8 protein-coding genes are annotated in these 17,795 nt (G+C 59.3%); 7 read left to right on the forward strand and 1 reads right to left on the reverse strand.

What is annotated here, in order from left to right; genetic code table 11:
- Window positions 1–215: 215 nt before the first annotated feature.
- Genes FHS82_RS20370 through FHS82_RS20400 form a run of 7 tightly spaced genes read left to right on the forward strand, consistent with a single transcriptional unit; the run spans window position 216 to window position 17,226 of the window.
- The gene (locus FHS82_RS20370) at window positions 216–833 is read left to right on the forward strand and encodes a type IV toxin-antitoxin system AbiEi family antitoxin domain-containing protein (protein ID WP_166956429.1); all 618 of its coding nucleotides are present in this window, start codon (window positions 216–218) and stop codon (window positions 831–833) included.
- Window positions 826–1,710 carry a nucleotidyl transferase AbiEii/AbiGii toxin family protein gene (locus tag FHS82_RS20375; protein WP_166956432.1) on the forward strand — a complete coding sequence of 295 codons (885 nt, stop codon included), beginning with the start codon at window positions 826–828 and terminating at the stop codon, window positions 1,708–1,710. The genes FHS82_RS20370 and FHS82_RS20375 overlap by 8 nt, the downstream gene beginning before the upstream one ends.
- Before the next feature lie 20 nt (window positions 1,711–1,730).
- On the forward strand, window positions 1,731–6,899 hold the full coding sequence (locus tag FHS82_RS20380) for a DEAD/DEAH box helicase (RefSeq protein ID WP_208394392.1): 5,169 nt from the start codon (window positions 1,731–1,733) through the stop codon (window positions 6,897–6,899).
- Window positions 6,899–9,685, forward strand: coding sequence for a DEAD/DEAH box helicase (locus tag FHS82_RS20385; protein ID WP_343042644.1), 2,787 nt, complete (start codon window positions 6,899–6,901; stop codon window positions 9,683–9,685). The genes FHS82_RS20380 and FHS82_RS20385 overlap by 1 nt, the downstream gene beginning before the upstream one ends.
- The gene (locus FHS82_RS20390; RefSeq protein ID WP_166956435.1) at window positions 9,685–14,487 is read left to right on the forward strand and encodes an Eco57I restriction-modification methylase domain-containing protein; all 4,803 of its coding nucleotides are present in this window, start codon (window positions 9,685–9,687) and stop codon (window positions 14,485–14,487) included. The genes FHS82_RS20385 and FHS82_RS20390 overlap by 1 nt, the downstream gene beginning before the upstream one ends.
- A complete protein-coding gene (locus FHS82_RS20395; RefSeq protein ID WP_166956438.1) occupies window positions 14,471–16,453 on the forward strand; it encodes a coiled-coil domain-containing protein in 1,983 nt (660 codons plus the stop codon). The genes FHS82_RS20390 and FHS82_RS20395 overlap by 17 nt, the downstream gene beginning before the upstream one ends.
- Window positions 16,450–17,226: an HNH endonuclease gene (locus FHS82_RS20400; RefSeq protein WP_166956441.1), complete on the forward strand. Its 777-nt coding sequence runs from the start codon at window positions 16,450–16,452 to the stop codon at window positions 17,224–17,226. Before FHS82_RS20395 ends, FHS82_RS20400 begins: the two co-directional genes overlap by 4 nt.
- A 382-nt stretch (window positions 17,227–17,608) precedes the next feature.
- Here FHS82_RS20400 and FHS82_RS20980 read toward each other — a convergent pair.
- Window positions 17,609–17,795 (reverse strand): hypothetical protein (locus tag FHS82_RS20980; RefSeq protein WP_208394390.1); only part of this gene is annotated, 187 nt, incomplete at its 5' end.

The following is a 17,795-nucleotide window of genomic DNA, read 5'->3' on the forward strand; positions in this document are numbered from 1 at the left end:
AACAGGACTTCATTGAGATTCTTGGGCGCGGCGGCGAGGCGACGCGCGTGTTGCTGAGCCCGTTCGTGCTGGGTCTCTCCGCCATGGGGCTACGTCAGGCAGCCGAACTGGTCAACCCGGATGGTCACGACCTATCACGGTTCCCGCTTCCCCTGAAGCAAATAGGGTGATACAAATCCTCGGATAATAGATACCACACTCCGAGCCTACGTATCGTGCCCGAAACCGCGTCCCAGCGCCACATTGCTCACTCCGTGCTGAAAGCGCGCGGTATCGCGCGTTTTGCCGAGCTGCGGACTGCGGGAGTGACCGCGGCAACTATGAGCCGCATGGAGCGGGATGGCGAGGTGCTCCGACTTGCGCGAGGACTTTATCAACTCCCCGATGCGCCGCTCGACGCTCATCACAGTCTGGCCGAGGCAGCGAAACGGGTGCCCAAGGGTGTGGTCTGCCTCGTCTCGGCCCTCGCGTTCCATCAACTTACCGATCAGCTCCCAAGGCAGGTGTGGATCGCCATCGGCCAAAAGGATTGGGCTCCCAAGGGTGATGGGGCGCCAGTTCGGCTCGTGCGCTTCACGGATCGCCTCCTTAAGGAAGGCGTCGAATCCCACACGGTCGAAGGGGTGCCCGTGAAGGTTTTTGGGGTCGCCAAGACGGTCGCCGACTGCTTCCGGTATCGCAACAAGATCGGCCTGTCGGTGGCGATTGAGGGCCTCCAGGAGGCGCTGCGTCAACGCAAGACAACCGCTGGCGAAATCGTCAGGCAAGCCGAGCGAGGGGCGATCGCGACGGTCATTCGACCCTATATCGAGGCGCTGACCGCCAATGGCTAAGGAGCTCAAGAATATTGGGGCTTCTGTGCGCGCCCGCCTCTTGCAGGTGGCCAAGGCAAGCGGCCAGAGCTTTGATCTTGTGCTAACGCGCTTTGCGCTCGAACGACTCCTCTTCAGGCTCAGCCAATCACCGCATGCGGACCGCTTCGTTCTGAAAGGCGCGATGCTGATGATGAGTTGGTTTGAGGATCCATATCGCGGCACGCGTGACCTCGATCTGTTGGGGTTTGGCGACCCTGAACCAGAGGCGATGCTCGCGACATTTCGGGACATCCTGGCGCTCAACGATGATGATGGTGTGGAATTTGACGCCGGCGCTCTTCGCGTCGATCGCATTCGCGAAGAGCTCGAATATGGCGGGCTGAGGCTGCGGACAACCGCCTCGATCAGCGGCGCCAGGATCAATCTGACGATCGACATCGGCTTCGGTGATGCGATGGAACCCGGCGCGGAGATGCTCAACTATCCCACCATGTTGGCGTTTCCCGCACCGCGTCTGCGTGCGTACGCGCGCGAAACTGTTATTGCTGAGAAGTTTCAGGCGATGGTCGCGCTCGGACACGCGAACAGTCGCATGAAGGATTTCTACGACATCTGGATCCTCAGCAAGTCGTTCGATTTCGCCGGCGACAGGCTCGCCCGCGCGATTGCTGCAACATTTGCCCGGCGCGAGACAGCGGTTCCTGTCGATTTGCCCGATGCGCTAACGCCGGCTTTCGCCAACGATGAACAAAAACAGCGACAGTGGAACGCCTTTATCAGAGATGTTTCCGCTAATCCGGGAAGGTTGGAAAATGTCGTGACCAGCTTGGCTGATTTTCTAATGCCGCACGCTATACAAGCGCGTTCTTCAAATAATAATTGTTCAAAGTTGTAATTCGGATATCTCTTTTGGAGATGACTGAAGAGGGGGGCGTCGTGGATATATTCGATCTCGATCAGGCGTTGATAGAGCGATACGAATCGTTCGCGCGCTCCTTTTCGGAGATCCATGCGCCGGAAATCCGCGCTCAGGTCGATGCTGCATATAATGAGCAACGTTTTTGGCCAGAGCCTCTCATTACCATCAATCCGCATTTCGAGGCCGGTCATTCTATCGATCAGCTTGTCGCTCAAGAGGTGCTTGATCCGGCTCTCAGCAGGATATTCGCCAGCGGTCCGGACCGGACGCCGATCAAGCTTCACCGTCACCAGGAGCGTGCTGTCGCGAAAGCCCGCAGTGGTGAGAGCTTCATCGTAACAACCGGTACGGGGTCCGGAAAATCGCTGTGCTTCTTTTTGCCGATCGTCGATGCGGTAGTTCGCGCACGGCGAGCAGGTGCATCGCAGCGGACGCGCGCAATCATCATCTATCCCATGAACGCGTTGGCCAATAGCCAGCTTGAGGAGCTCGAAAAGTTCATCGGTGGCTCAGGGGTCGAAGAGGAGTTGCGTCCGACCTTTGGTCGCTACACCGGTCAGGAAAGCGATGCGGAGCGACAGGCTATCGCCAAGGCCAAGCCCGACATCTTGCTCACGAACTTCATGATGCTCGAACTGCTCATGACCCGTCAGGACGAGCTCGATCGTGCGGTCATCGCCAATGCAAGCGGCTTGGATTTCTTAGTGCTCGATGAATTGCACACCTATCGCGGCCGTCAGGGAGCTGATGTCGCGATGCTGGTGCGGCGCGCCAAGGATCGCCTCGTCAAAGAGCGCAAGCTACTCTGCATCGGCACCTCGGCAACGATGTCGAGCGCACAGGACGAGGTGGAGCGAGCAAGTGCCGTTGCTCGTGTCGGCAAGCTCATTTTCGGGGAAGAAATGAGTTCGGCCTCGATCATCGACGAAAATCTTGCCCGGGCGACGGATCCCCGCATCAACAGTACAAGCCTCGGAGCATCACTCGTGAATGCGGTCCGAGCGCCAATTGCTACCGGGCTTCGGGACAAGGAGCTGTACAGCAATCCGCTCGCCTGCTGGATCGAGACTGAGATAGGACTCGCGGAAGGCGAAAAGCTGCGCCGTCGGCCACCCATGACCTTGAGCGGTGCAACTGCCAAATTGGCGGCCCAAACAAAGCTTCCGTCCGAAGAATGTAGGAGCGCCATTGCCGGGATGTTGTCTTCGATGGGCCGCCGCGAAGATCTTCGCGGTGGAATCAGCGACCGAGCATTTCTAGCATTCAAGCTTCACCGTTTTATTTCCGGCGCTGGGCATGCTTACGCAACGCTAGAGCCTGCCACCGGCCGACGTGTCGTGCTGGAGGGGCAAGTCTTTCACCCTTCTGATCCAAACGCGCGCCTATATCCGGTCTTCTTTTGCCGAGAATGTGGCCAGGAGCATCATAGCGTACGGATTGAAAATGCGCTCGATGGTATCCGGGTTCTTGCGCGGGCCATCGACGAGCCGGCGAGTGAAGACCCGGAACCGGACGGCTCGAGAACCGGCTTCTTAGTTCCCGCGGTCAATGCCGATTTTCAGTTCGGCGGCGCTGTTGCTGACTATCCAGACGATTGGCAGGAAACCACGCCGGCAGGCCAGGAGCGCCTTAAAGGAGGACATCGCGGCAAGCATGAGGGGCAAATCCTTTTTGTGAAGCCTGATGGGTCGCTGGGCGACGAAGGAGTGCCAGCATGGTTCTTCGGCGGCAAATATCGCTTCTGCCCCCATTGCCGCCATCAGCCGCCTCAACAGGCCCGTGACATCAACAAGCTGGCAGGCCTATCAGCTGAAGGCCGCAGTTCGGCGACAACGCTTATCGTCTCGACCATCTTGGCGTGGATGGAGGCCGACGGCACGCTTGAGGAAAGCACACGCAAGCTTCTGGGATTCACAGACAACCGGCAGGATGCTGCCCTGCAGGCTGGGCATTTTAATGACTTCATTTTCGTCAGCTTGCTCCGTGGCGGTATCTTACGTGCCGTGCGAGACGCAGGTGCGAAGGGCCTTGCGGACGTTCGGTTCGGGGAAGCTGTTCGCAAGGCGCTTGGCTTCGATCTGGAGACATCTGAGCGGCTGTCCGATTGGATGGCCGATCCGCGCGTAAAGGGATTCCACAACCGGCAAGCCGCCGAGGAAGTGCTGACGTCGATCCTGGCACATCGGGTATGGGCGGACCTTCGGAAGGGCTGGCGTTTCACAAACCCTAATCTCGAAGAAGCAGGCCTCGTGGAGGTGCGGTTTCCCGGACTGGGTGAACTGGCGGCCGACGACGAAGAATTCGCCGGAAATCCGCGGCTGGCGGCCTGCACGCCCGAACTACGGGCCAGTCTCTTCACGCTGCTTTTCGACTATATGCGTCGCGGCCTTGCGATTGCCACCGAAGCGTTGGATCGTCAGCGGATATTGCAGGTCGCCGAGACGTCCAGAAATCACCTGCGCGATCCCTGGCTGATCGATCAGAACGAAGAACAGGAACTGCGGCAGGCCGGATTCCTTATGATTGATCCGCCGAGCAAGGCCGAGATCAGCGCTGCGGAAGATGTACTGATTGTACGAGCTGGCTGGCGGACGGCTTTGGGTAAGGCGCTCCGCAGCAAGGATCTGTGGGGGGATCCGCTTCCCGTCAAGGAGTATGACGACGTTATCGCCACACTCCTGCGTGCAGCCGAAAACCACCAGGTCGTCCGGCGGGTGGTTACGGGCGGTGAAGCTCATGCGTGGCGCCTATCATCGACCGCCTTGCGCCTCTTTCCAGCGACTAAGAGGGCCGACGGGAAACGCGAAAATCCATTCTTCCGCGCGCTCTACGAGGATGTCGCCGACATGCTTGGGCAGGAAGGAAACTTGCCCTTCGCCTTCGAGGCTCGGGAGCACACCGCCCAGGTCGATCAAAAAGTGCGTGCTTGGCGCGAAGATCGGTTCCGGTTCGGGAAGTCAGATATTGAAAGGATCGCCCACAACCGGGACGAAATGCGCCAGGAAGGCGAACCCGCCAGTTTCCTACCGGCGCTCTTCTGTTCTCCAACGATGGAGCTCGGCGTTGATATCAGCGCGCTGAACGCTGTCTTTCTGCGGAATGCACCGCCAACACCGGCAAATTACGTGCAGCGAGCCGGCCGCGCTGGCCGCAGCGGTCAAGCAGCGCTTGTCGTTACCTATTGTGCTGCCCAGTCCCCCCATGACCAATATTACTTTAACAATCGGCAAGGGCTTGTCGCGGGCGTGGTGAAGCCGCCAGCCCTTGATCTTGCCAATCGCGATCTGCTGCGGAGCCACCTCCATGCCGAATGGCTGGCGGCTGCCGTGGTGCCGCTGAAGCCAGCCATCCCTGAAAACTTGAACATGGCGATACCGGAGATGCCGATCTCCGACCCAATCCAAGCAGCGTTTGAAAAGCTTGCCGCGAGCGGAGCCGCAAAGCCCACGATGCGGCGTCTTCTTGAGCAGACTGTCAACGCGGTCGAGTTGGCTGATGCGCCCTGGCTGGCTGATATCGATGCCTTCGTCGATGAGACCAACCGGGAAGCGGCGCAGAATTTTGCAGGCAGCTTCGGTCGGTGGCGCGAGCTCTACCGAAGCGCACGCCGCGAGCAGGATGAGGCGCATCAAATCCAGCAGAAGACGTCCTTCAAACCGGGTGAACGCAAAGAGGCTGCGCGCCGTCATTTCCGGGCGACTGAAGAACTTGACATGCTTGAGCGCGGACAGGCTTCGAACGGCTCCGATTTTTATACTTATCGCTATCTGGCGACCGAAGGATTTCTGCCGGGATACAACTTCCCGCGTCTCCCACTCTATGCTTTCATCCCTGCGACCAAACGTGCGGCCGTCCTGCAAAGGCCGCGTTTTCTCGCCATTTCCGAGTTCGGTCCCAACAGTCTGATTTATCACGAGGGGCGAGCCTACCGGGTTGTCCGTGCGAAGCTGCCGGCGCACGGTCGCCTCGACGATGGCAAACTGGCAACCACCAGCCTCATCCTGTGCGGCGATTGCGGAGCGGCTCACACCGATGACAAGCTCGAGCGATGCCACGCATGCGAGGCGTCCCTGTCCGGTGTGGATCGGCTCGACAATGTCTATCGGATCGACAATGTCGAAACCGCCCCGTCGTCTCGGATCACGGCGAATGATGAAGACCGGCAAAGGCGCGGCTTTGAGATCCAAACTGTTTTTCAGTGGCAATTCGAAAAGGGTGTTCCTGACATCCGCACGCTCACCTTGCGTTCGGAAGCGGGGCCGTTGCTGCTGCTCGATTATGGCGCGCGCGCGAAGCTGTCGCGCGTCAACAAAGGACTTCGCCGCCGGAAGTCAAAGTCGATCAATGGGTTCTGCATCGATCCGACGTCAGGCCGATGGGTAAGGGATACGCTCAACGGCGGGGATGACGATGACATGGACGTCACGATCCCGAAGTCGCAGCGGATCGTGCCGATTGTCGAGGACCATAAGAACGCGCTTCTGGTACGGCCGCTTGCAAATTTTGACGAGCGGCAGATGGCAACACTGCAGCACGCTCTTCTGCGAGGCATCCAGATTGTTGCCGAGCTTGAAGAAGGCGAACTGTTGGGCGAGCCCTTGCCTGCGCGCGAGGATCGCAAGGCAATCCTGCTTTACGAGGCGACCGAGGGGGGTGCAGGTGTTCTAAACCGCCTTGTCTCCGATCCGCGCCGAACGGCGGAGATCGCCCGCCAGGCGCTGGATCTCATGCACTATGATTTCGCGCCGGATGGGACTGGCCTCACGGAGCGGTCGGATGCTTGTGTCGCTGGCTGTTACCGCTGCCTGCTCTCCTACTTCAACCAGCCCGACCATAATCTGATCGATCGTCGCGACGCGGAGGTCACGGCCTTTCTCTGCCAGCTTGCAGAGCCTGAGGTCGTGCAGGCAGAGCCGGTGGAGGCCGCAAGCAGCTGGCTTAGTGCGATAGGCCGCTGGGGATTGCCAGCACCATCCCCGCGCAAGGTCGACGGCACTTTATACGAGCTTTATTGGCCAAGCTTTCAGGTGCTCGCGGTGTCAGGTTGTGTACCGGACAGGCTTGCTGCGGCATGCGCCGATTTGGGGGTGGATGTCGTCGAACTTCCGGAGGTGCCTAGCGAAGTCGCGCCGAGGGAATTGGTTGAGTTGTTGGGGGCGGCGTAGTGGAAGCGGTCAAATTTTCACCGGGGGATCTTGTCGAGGCGCGGGGACGCGAGTGGGTCGTCCTTCCGTCCCCGGACGACGACATCCTTAATGTGCGGCCCTTGTCTGGTTCGGAAGCCGATGCGCAGCGCATTGCGCTCGCACTTGAAGTCAATCCCGTCAGGCCTGCGCGATTTGCTCCGCCAACACCCGAGCGGCGAGACACCCAGGACGGGGCGCGGTTGCTAGCGGATGCTCTGCGTCTGTCGCTTCGCCGAGGCGCCGGCCCGTTCCGGAGCGCTGCGCATCTCGGCGTGGAGCCGCGTGCCTATCAGCTCGTGCCGCTGATGATGGCTTTGAAGCTGCCGGTGGTGCGGTTGCTGATCGCCGACGATGTCGGGATCGGCAAGACGATCGAGGCGGGATTGATCGTCCGCGAGATGCTCGACCGTGGTCTGATCGACCGCTTCTCCGTTCTGTGTCCGCCCCATCTGGTCGAGCAATGGGTAAGTGAGCTCGCAGAGAAGTTCGACATTGACGCCGTGGCCGTGACCTCGGCCAGGGCGCGCAGCTTGGAGCGGGGTCTTCCCGCAGCTCAAAGCCTGTTTGAGGCCTATCCGCACACTGTCGTCAGCCTCGACTATATCAAGGCCGACAGCCGCCGCGACGAATTTGCCCGGGCGTGCCCATCCCTTGTAATCGTTGATGAAGCGCATGCGTGCATCGGCGGAGATCGCGGCAGACATCAGCGTTTCGAGCTTCTCGAACGCTTGGCCTCCGATGAGGAACGCCACTTGCTGCTGCTGACGGCAACGCCGCATAGTGGTGATGAGGCGGCGTTCGATCGTCTGTTAGGCCTCATTAGCCCGGACTTCGCGGGAGGGCCTCAAGGCGATGAGAATGCGCGCACGCGATATGTTCGCCGCCTTGCCCAGCATTATGTCCAGCGGCGCCGACCCGACATCACGGAGTCCGGCTGGCACGAGAAGCGAACCTTCCCTGTTCACCAGGTGAAGGATGAGCCCTTCAGTCTCAGCGGCGAATTTAGTGCGTTCCATGATCGTGCCCTGGACTACTGCCTGGCTGTTACCCAGCGCGCCGGCGCCGACCAGCGCAGCCGACGGCTTGCTTTCTGGGGGACGCTCGCGCTCATGCGGTGCATCGGCTCCTCGCCGGCAGCCGCGACAAACGCGCTACGCAATCGCTTGGCCGGGGTGGCGGATGAAGAGGCGATGCAGCCCGTCGTGTTTGACGAAGATGAAGGCCTGCTCGACCAAGGCGATGTGGAGCCTGGCACGGCTAGCGCCAGCGCCGAAGAGCGCGGTGAACTCGCCGAGCTGATCGCGATTGCAGAGTTCCTTGATCGCCGTCGCGGCGAGGATCCTAAGGTGGCGCGGCTCCTCAACGTTCTGAAAGGGCTGCTTCAGGAAGGAGCCAAGCCGGTCATCTTCTGCCGGTTCATCGCAACGGCGGAGGCGCTGGGCGAAGAGATCAAGCGTGCTTGGCCAAAGGCTGACGTGGCAGTCGTGACAGGACGCCTGCCGCCTGAAGAGCGACGAACTCGCATCGATCAGCTCGAGGATTCCGAGAGTCGAATCCTCGTCGCGACCGACTGCCTGTCCGAGGGGATCAATCTGCAAGCGCTGTTCGATGCCGTCGTTCATTATGATCTTAGCTGGAATCCGACCCGACATCAGCAGCGCGAGGGGCGCGTCGACCGATTTGGTCAGCGTTCGCCGGTCGTCCGCTCGGTGACGATCTTCGGCGACAACAGTGCGATCGATGGCGCAGTCCTGCAGGTCATCCTGCGAAAAGCGGACGCTATTCGTAAGGCGACAGGCATTTCGGTGCCGATGCCCGAAGACAGTGAAGGCGTGACCTCCGCGCTGATGCAAGCGCTCATGCTTCGGGCTGGCGGACATCGAGAGCAGATGGCCTTCGATTTCGGCCTTTCGAGTGAACGGCTCGATAGCAAATGGCGCGACGCCGAGGAAAATGCGAAAGCAAGCCGCGCACGCTATGCGCAAGGTGCGTTGAAGCCCGATGGGGTGCTGCCGGAATGGCGGCAGATGCGCGCGCTAAACGGCGGCCCGACCGAAGTCGCCCGCTTTACGGAACGCGCTTTGAAGCGCGCGGGTGCGCCGCTGGAAAAGGCCGGACGGCATTATTTGGTGCATCTGGATGCGATGCCTGACGCCATCAAGGAACGCTTGGAAGCGCGTGGTCTGCGTGGGACGCGAAGGGTTGGCTTTGAGGATGATCCGGCGCCGGGTGTGACGCACCTCGGGCGTGCCCATCCCCTGGTTGCAAGTTTGGCAGAAAGCTTGGCGGAGGGAGCACTGGATCCGGAGGGGGCAGCATTCCGCCCCCTTGGCCGGTGTGGCGCCTGGCGCACCCGCGCCGTCGCCCAGATGACAACACTGATGCTGTTGCGCCTTCGTTTCAAGCTCATCACTAGCGGCCGTACAAACCGCCTGCTGCTGGCCGAAGAAGCGACAGGGATCGCGTTTGGCGGAGTGGCTCCGGCGCCGATTCTCGAAGGACATTCCGCCCTTGAGCTTCTCGAGGCAGAGGCGGCCGGAAATCTTGATGAACTCGCCGCTGCGCGTCAGCTCCAGAGAGCTCACGAACGACTAGTCGGTTACCAATCCGCGATTGAGGCCTTCGCAGCCCAACGCGGAGCGGCACTTTCCGCCGACCACCTTCGGCTGACGGAAGCGGCGCGCGGTGGGGCGGCGGTCGAGGTGGTTCCCGTTTTGCCAGCGGATGTCATAGGTCTCTATGTCCTCCTTCCGGAGGGCGAGTGATGGCCCGGCATCTTAAGCGCTCCGCCAATATCGGGCTTACTGCCGTCTCGATCGAGGGAGGATTGATCTCTCCCGATCAGGTTGCGGTGATCGCCGCAACTGCTCCAGACCAGAAAGCAGCCGCGGAATACGGCTGCCCCAAAGGGACGAACCTGCGAGACGAGATCACGCGCTATTTCAGGATCGGCCAAGCGCATTGGCAGGCGTATACTGGGTTAGAAGCGCCGACCGAACTTCAGACTACCGCCTTTGTTAAAAGCCTGCTCGAGGAGGCGTTCGGGTTCGAAGGCCTGCACGGCCCAAATCTGCGCCAGCAGGATGGTCATACTTATCGTATCACCCTTGAGGCAAAGGGCGGCAGGGTGCCCGTCGTCGTGGCCGCACCTCTGCCTGAAGCGGACGCGTTCACCAAAGCGCTTCCGCACCTTGGCGACGATCATGGCGGCACTATCCCGAGACGATCGCCGAGCGTGTTGCTGCAAGACTGGCTGAACGCAAACCCCGAGTTCCTATGGGGCCTGGTGTTCGCGGGTGACCGTCTCCGTCTCATGCGGGATAACGCCAGTTTCACCCGTCCAGCCTATATTGAAGCAGATTTGGGGGTGATCTTCCGCGAGGAGATGTTTGCGGATTTCACCGCGACGTGGCTGCTTATCCACGCAACGCGCTTCGGCGGGCAAAATGCTGCGGCGGCCGATTGCGCGCTGGAGCGCTGGCGCGAAGCTGGACTTCGGGCCGGAACGGCGGCGCGCGAAAAGCTCGGGGCCAACGTTCGAGAGGCCCTTCTGGCCCTAGGACAGGGGTTCCTAGACGCGAATCCAGACCTTCGAACAGAGTTGGATGAAGATCGCCTCAGCGTCGCCGGATGGTTCGAGCAACTTCTGCGCATCGTATACAAGCTAATGTTTCTCGCCGTCGCAGAGGACCGCGAGTTGTTTCATGGGCCAGGTGCATCGACCGCATCACGCGGGCTCTATGCCTCAGCTTACGGCTTCGGGCATATGCGAGAACGCTCGGCCCGCCGATCTGCGCACGACCATCATCATGACGCATGGGAAGGGGCAAAGATCGTCTTTCGAAGTTTAGCCCGTGGTGAAGATCTCTTAGGGTTACCGGCGCTCGGTGGTCTGTTCGCTTTCGGGAAAACGCCAAATCTGGATAGGGCGAAGCTGCCGAACAGAGCATTCTTGCGCGCCGTGTTTCATTTGAGTTGGCTGATCGAGGACGGTCGTCGCGTCCGGATCAACTGGCGTGACATGGCGACGGAAGAGCTGGGCTCAGTTTACGAGGGCCTTCTCGCACTTGTCCCAATTCGCGAGGATAGTGGTCGACGCTTCGCTTTCGCTGAGGGCGATGAGACACGCGGCAATGAGCGTAAAACCAGCGGTAGCTACTATACGCCAGATAGCCTGGTTCAGACTCTGCTGGATAGTACCCTCGATCCTGTACTCGCCCGGGCCGAAGCCGAAGCTGGCGTTGATGCCATGCTGAAACTCTCCGTAATCGATCCAGCCTGCGGATCCGGTCATTTCCTCCTTGGCTCTGCGCGGAGAATAGCAAGCCGGGTCGCATTGCTGCGTGACAGCGAGGCGCCGGACTATCCAGCCGCGATGCGCGATGTCGTCAGTCATTGTATTTACGGCGTCGATCGGAATCCGATGGCCGTTGAACTCGCGAAGGTGGCGCTATGGATCGAGACTGTAGATCCAGGAAAACCGCTAACATTCTTAGATAGCAACATCCGCTGCGGGGACAGCCTGATTGGCGTCTTCGATGTCGATATGTTGAAGAACGGTATCCCCGACGAGGCTTACAAGCCGCTTACAGGTGACGATAAGGAAATTGCCAAGGCTTACAGGAGGTACAACAAGCAACAGCGCGACGGTAAGGGAGCAACAGGCCTCTTATCTGAGTTGCGACCGCCGAAGAACTTGTCGCGCGCAGATAGTTTGATCAATGAGCTGCCCCAAGACAATTTGGGCCAGGTGGAGGCAAAAAGCCGCACTTTCACCGAGATGCGCGCTTCGGACGAATGGCGGCATCTCAAATCCGCGAGCGACTTATATGTTTCCGCGTACCTCTACACTGCGGCTTTTTTTGCGCCCAAGCCTGCCAATGCTCTGGGATACGATGATCTGCCGCTTACAGAGCATGTGTGGAAAGCCGCCGCTGGTCGGGAGGTCGCAGCACACTTGACGGAAGGCGCGGAGGCAACCTCCCGCGCAGTAGCTGCTTTCCATTGGCATATCGAATTTCCGCGAATCTTTGAGGCTGGCGGCTTTGACGTCGTCATCGGTAATCCGCCATGGGAGCGGATCAAACTCCAGGAACTGGAGTTCTTCGCCTCTCGCTCCCCAGCGATCGCAAATGCCGCAAATAAAGCCGAGCGTGAAAAGCTGATTAAGCAGCTTGAGAAGGCTCACCCTGAGAGTGTGGATGGCCGATTGTGGCAGGAGTTCCAGTTCGCCAAGCGCACAGCCGAGGCCGCGAGTGAATTTGCCCGTTCCTCCGGTCGGTACCCGCTCACGGGTCGCGGGGATGTCAATACCTACGCTCTATTTTCAGAGCACTTTGCGCGCCTTACTAAGCCGGAGGGCCGCGCGGGCATTATTGTGCCCACTGGCATTGCTACGGACTTGTCAACCTCAGCTTTCTTTGGCGATCTTGTCGCCAAAAAGCGTCTCGTGCAACTGATTGACTTTGAAAATCGCGAACGCATCTTTCCAAGTGTATATTTCCGTGTCCGCTTCTGCCTCCTGTCGATCGGCAAGTCGAGCAGCTCTCGATTTGCCTGCATGCTTACAGACCCTGCACAGTTGGACGACGCAGAACGCCGCTATGTTCTTTCAGCGGATGACATAGCCCGGATCAACCCAAACACGAAAACATCGCCACTTTTCCGTTCGCGCGCGGACGCGGACCTGACGGCGAAGGTCTACGGGAAAACGCCTGTTCTCATCGAGGAGCGAGAGGCTTCGCAGGGCGGTGAGGTGAACCCGTGGGGCATCTCGTTCCAAACGATGTTCCATATGTCTGGAGATTCGAGTCTGTTCCGGGCGGAGCGGGCACTGATAGCGGAGGGCTGGTCGCGGGCGGGGCATGACTGGATCCGCGAGGGGAAAGACGGCGAGGAACGCCGTGTGCCGCTTTACGAAGCGAAGATGATCCACCACTTCAATCATCGATATGGCGACTTCAAGGACGCTGCAGAAAAGGACGACGCCGACTTTCGTGAGATTCCGCAGGCCGATGCTTCAACGCTGTCAGACCCTTCTTATGAGCCGACACCACGATACTGGGTGCCCGCTGATGAGGTGAGCTTGCGCGCTGCTCGAGTTCCTCCGCCCCTTAAGCGGTGGATTCGTGAAGGCAAAGCCGAGCATGCATTGAAAGCGCTCGCTGAATGGCTGGTTGGCTATTACGCGATTGAGGAAGTAGCTCTACGCGAGAGCGAACTGCTTAGAATTTTGGGAGCCGAGCACGCTTGGCGCTCGGTGCTTGGAACATCACCCGACCGTTTCCTCTTGGATCCTAGAACGCGGGCGAACGGCCAGGATGCTCAACGCGAGACACCGCTGACGAACGACGACATCCAGTTCCTGGCAAGCGGGCCACGCAACCCCTTAGATCTTGCAATTGCTTTGGTGCGCCGCAAGCAACCCCGTTGGCTCGTGGGTTGGCGGGACATTACGAACGCGACCAATGAACGCACCGTAATTGCCTGCGTATTCCCAAAGGTCGGAACCAATCACAAGCTTCCGCTTGCCTATCTCAGATCTGATGCGCAAGGCGGGGCCGCCTTTGTGGGTCAACTGAGTTCGCTATGTTTCGACTACGTTGCGAGGCAGAAGCTTAGCGGAACGTCGCTAACCTATTTCTATCTGAAGCAGATGTCTGTTCTTCCGCCATCCATATTTTCGCGCGACGACTACAGCTTCATCGTCCAACATATGTTGGAGCTAACCTATACCAGCGAACTGATGCGTCTGTGGGCAGAAGACCTTGGTTATTCCGGGGCTCCTTTCGCTTGGGACGAGGGGCACCGCGCATCCTTGCGTGCAGAACTCGAAGCTTTTTATGCGTTGAAATTTGGATTGCGTCGGGACGAGCTTCGTTACGTGCTCGATCCTTCGGACACAAAGGGGGCCGGCTACCCCTCCGAAACATTCCGTGTACTCAAATCAAGAGAGGAGGCGCGGTTCGGAGAATACCGCACTCGTCGGCTCGTGCTCGCAGCTTTTGATCAGCTTTCAACGTCGCGGCTTGCAACCCGTCCCATTGAAGTTCGCACGCCTCAGTCAGTTCCTACGATCTTTCCAGATGGTGCACTGGCTCGGCCGTCGCAAACACAGCCGGGCGATGTCGGCGCGGTCCTCACCGCCGTCCTCAAGACGTTGGATCGCGCAGTGCCGATCCGGGACGTGCGTCTTGCGACTGTCCTAAGTTTGGAGCCGCGGCTGCTAGTTGCACTGCTTCCAGTAGATCAGGCAACAGAGTGGCGTCGGCGCGTTGGCCCGGAAGCGGAACCGTTAACGAACAACATTGTCGCGTTCGCAACGCGCAATAATGCGGCTTGGGGCGTCGCTGCTCAGAATCACCGCGCTAATGGTCGGCTCATAGAAAATCTACAAAGCGGGACCTGGGCTCCAGGGGCGGGATTGGAGGCGGTTTATACCGCAGGTTGGCCCGACGGCCGCGCGGCGTTTGTGGTGGAGGCATTGAAAAACGTCAACTTAGACGCGGCGATAAATTCGCTGCCCGCCGACGTACAGCAGTGGGTGACCAATGCCGCAGCAGCCTGACCTTCTTGACCCGCAGCTTCTGACGGTAACTCCAGCTGAAGGGTTGGAAGGGCCGCGGCTTTGGGTTCGACGCCTTGTCATATGGAAAGAGCCCGGTGGGGAGAAGGTGCGGGATATCGAACTTCGTCCCGGCCTGAACATTGTCTGGTCACCCGACGGAGCAGACGATGCTGCCTCGGTAGGTCAAACAAGTGCTGTTGGTCATGGTAGTGGCAAGACGCTTTTCTGCCGGCTTATCCGCTATTGTCTTGGTGAAGACCGTTTCGCCACGGAGCCGCAGCGTGATCGGATCGGTACAGCATTCTTGAATGGCATCGTGGGTGCCGAGGTCATACTAGACGGTATCTGTTGGGCGATCGTACGCCCACTCGGCCTCCGTCGAAGACACATGGCTGTGCCGGACGGAAATCTCGATGAGATCGCCGCTGGCGAGGGCGCTTCAACGGGAATGGAGCCGTTCGTAGAGGCCGTCGATCAGCAAATCATCACCACGGCACTTGCCCGATTGGTTCGCCCGCAAGCGAACGGCTCCGTTTGGCCGGTCGCGCTTGCCTGGCTCACGCGGGACCAAGAGTGTCGATTTGACGATGTCCTTGACTGGCGGTCGCCGACCTCCGACTCCGATTCACCTATGCCCGCGAGCGGACAGGAGAAGGGACCAAGGCTTGAGGCGCTCCGTTCGTTTCTGATGGCGATCACGCCTGAGGAACAAGCCACGCGTGGCGAAGTCAATGGCCTCAGCGAGGAGCGCCGAGTTCGGGATCAAGAGATTGGCCATCGCCGGTGGGAAATCGAACGCACGCAAACTCGGCTCGTTACGGGTCTCGACCTTGACGGTCAGTCGCTTCCAGAGATGCCATTGCTGATCGACGTCATGCGCAGGTCCGCCAGCGCGCGCTTGGCGTTGGCAAGCAAGATTCCGACTGGCGGCGACGCTGAACTCGCCGCAGCACGCGAGCAACGAGAGGCTGCGAGAAATGAATGGGCGCGCCTTGAAGGCGACCGTATCCGAATCGGAGCGCTAATTCCCGCTGAAGAACGCACATTGGCGATGATACGCGGGGAATTGCCCGGACTTTCCTATTCGAAAGTCGAGGCTGAAAGCCCGATCTGCCCGATATGCGAGGTCCCTATCGACCGAGCCTTGGCAGAAGGCTGCAAGCTCTCGCACAAAATTCCTGATGTCGACGCCTGTCGGCAGCGTTGGAATCAACGACAGGCTGATCACGACGCCCAAGCGAAGCGAGTGGAAGACTTGCGGCAAGAGCAGATGCAGCTCTTGCCCCAGATTGCTCTGGCCAAGCAGCACTTCGACCGATCGGTCGATCACGTCACGAACATCGAGAAAGCCCGCGATGCCCGAGAGTCCTCTTGGTACGCTGCCCGCAGGCTCCAAGACGACGTTGAGCGCCTTGCCGAACTCTTCGAAATGCAGGAGACGGGTATCAAGCGCTTGCGCGAATTGGGTACAAAACTTGAGACCGAGAGAGAGCGGCTTGGCGCCTTTCGTGACAAACAGGCCCGCGTTTTTGGACGCATAAGCGAGAAGTTCGACCCGATCGTTCGACGGCTGGTCGGCCACGATGCAAAGGGTCGGATCACCCTTAGCGGGAATGGGCTTGATCTTTCGGTAGACATGGGGGGCGACCGCAGGACAGCCGCGATCGACTCTCTCAAGGTTCTGGCCTTCGACCTTGCTGCGATGTGCGTGAGTATCGAAGGCGCGACGCGTGTGCCGTCATTTCTGCTTCACGACAGCCCACGTGAGGCCGACCTTGGGCTGTCAATTTACGGCCGGCTCTTCGATATCGTTCAAGATCTGGAACGCGTCGGCGGAAAGCCGCTGTTTCAGTACATCGTAACGACAACAACGGCGCCTCCAACCGAGTTCAGGGAACGTCCGTACCTGCAGCTAAAATTGCATGGCGACCCGCCGGCAGAGCGCTTGCTCGGGGTCGATTTATGACTACCACTGAGGGCCGTCTTGCAGCTTATTCATTCGTGCTTCTCTCTGAGCTGCGCGACGCCGCGAACGAACATGGATACCGCATCGGTCCTGAAGAGGCCGATGGATGGGTCTTTTTCCGGTCAGCCAGTGCGCCAGGGGAGATCGGACTGGCCGCCGCAAGCGGCTCCGGTCCATTCTTTCTGTCCCTGATGCTGCCTGGAGTGGCTCGAGCGCTGGACGCTCAATCTGCGGCACCTTGGGCCAAAGGTCACGCAGCGGCCTTCATGTTTGCCACGCGTGATGAGCTGCATGCCGGGGTCCAAGCGGTGTACCGCCTGTCAGTTAGCTTGCCCAACTTTCCCCTTGAGAAATACGAAAGGGCCGTCGCGGGGATCCGCGAGACTGAAGGCGAGCGCGCACAAAAGTTCAGGATCGGACAGAATATCTTTCGCGATGCCCTGATGGAATACTGGAACGGAACCTGCCCGTTGAGTGGAATTTCCAGTCCCGAGTTGTTGAGAGCCTCACACATGATCCCATGGTCCGATTGCACTACCGACGCGCAGCGACTTGACGTGCATAACGGACTCCTGCTGTCAGCCCTGTGGGACGCGGCATTCGATGCCGGACTGGTAACATTTGATCACGATGGATTGGTTTTGACTTCTGCTCGTTTGGAGGATGCCACGCTTGATGCCCTGTCCTTAGATAAAGCACCGAGACTGCCGTTGCGCGATGAGCATCAGCCTTACCTAGCATATCATCGCGACCACGTTTGGATTCGGAATTAACGGCGGCAGGGCCTCCAGGTCTGCGTGGTGGAGGTGGACTGGACTACGGAATCTCGTGACGGCGCTGCATTTCCACTTAACCGTGTCAGCAGCAGGTAGCGACTGCGAAATTTTATCGTGGTTGGATCTGATTTCTATGCCGCAGTGCGAAATAATTCACTATGAAACACTGCCCTAGTCTGGAATAGTATGCGGTTAGGGGAACAGAGAGGTCGCAAGTTATGATCGACGCCGGTCCCCGCAACCATCTTTACTTGCTCCGGCAGCAAGTAAAGATTAGATCCTGCCCCCGCAACCAAGACGTTCAGAAACCCCAGCAAAATCAATGACTTGCCGGGGGTTTTGTTTTGGAACAATATGTCGTGCCAGTAAAATCAAATACTTACACACGCAGGTCCAAATCAGGTTGCACGAACCCTGCAACCAAGTGCGGCCCGGAACGGCTCTCATCGACCTTTGTGATCTTGCAGTCTGTGACCTGCCCCCCGGTCGTCCCTCGTTCATAACGAGAGTCCTTGGGTTTGATAGTGGTCGGTTTCGGGTTGGGCAAGCGCGCCGGGCGCGGAGCC

Origin of the sequence: Pseudochelatococcus lubricantis, from assembly GCF_011762225.1 — a bacterium.
Lineage (GTDB): Bacteria > Pseudomonadota > Alphaproteobacteria > Rhizobiales > Beijerinckiaceae > Pseudochelatococcus > Pseudochelatococcus lubricantis.

What these genes read in the sequence shown, in the direction of transcription:
- FHS82_RS20375 (WP_166956432.1), top strand. Translation starts at nt 826, where the DNA reads ATGGCTAAGGAGCTCAAGAATATTGGGGCTTCTGTGCGCGCCCGCCTC.
- FHS82_RS20380 (WP_208394392.1), top strand. Translation starts at nt 1,731, where the DNA reads ATGACTGAAGAGGGGGGCGTCGTGGATATATTCGATCTCGATCAGGCG.
- FHS82_RS20390 (WP_166956435.1), top strand. Translation starts at nt 9,685, where the DNA reads ATGGCCCGGCATCTTAAGCGCTCCGCCAATATCGGGCTTACTGCCGTC.
- FHS82_RS20395 (WP_166956438.1), top strand. Translation starts at nt 14,471, where the DNA reads ATGCCGCAGCAGCCTGACCTTCTTGACCCGCAGCTTCTGACGGTAACT.
- FHS82_RS20400 (WP_166956441.1), top strand. Translation starts at nt 16,450, where the DNA reads ATGACTACCACTGAGGGCCGTCTTGCAGCTTATTCATTCGTGCTTCTC.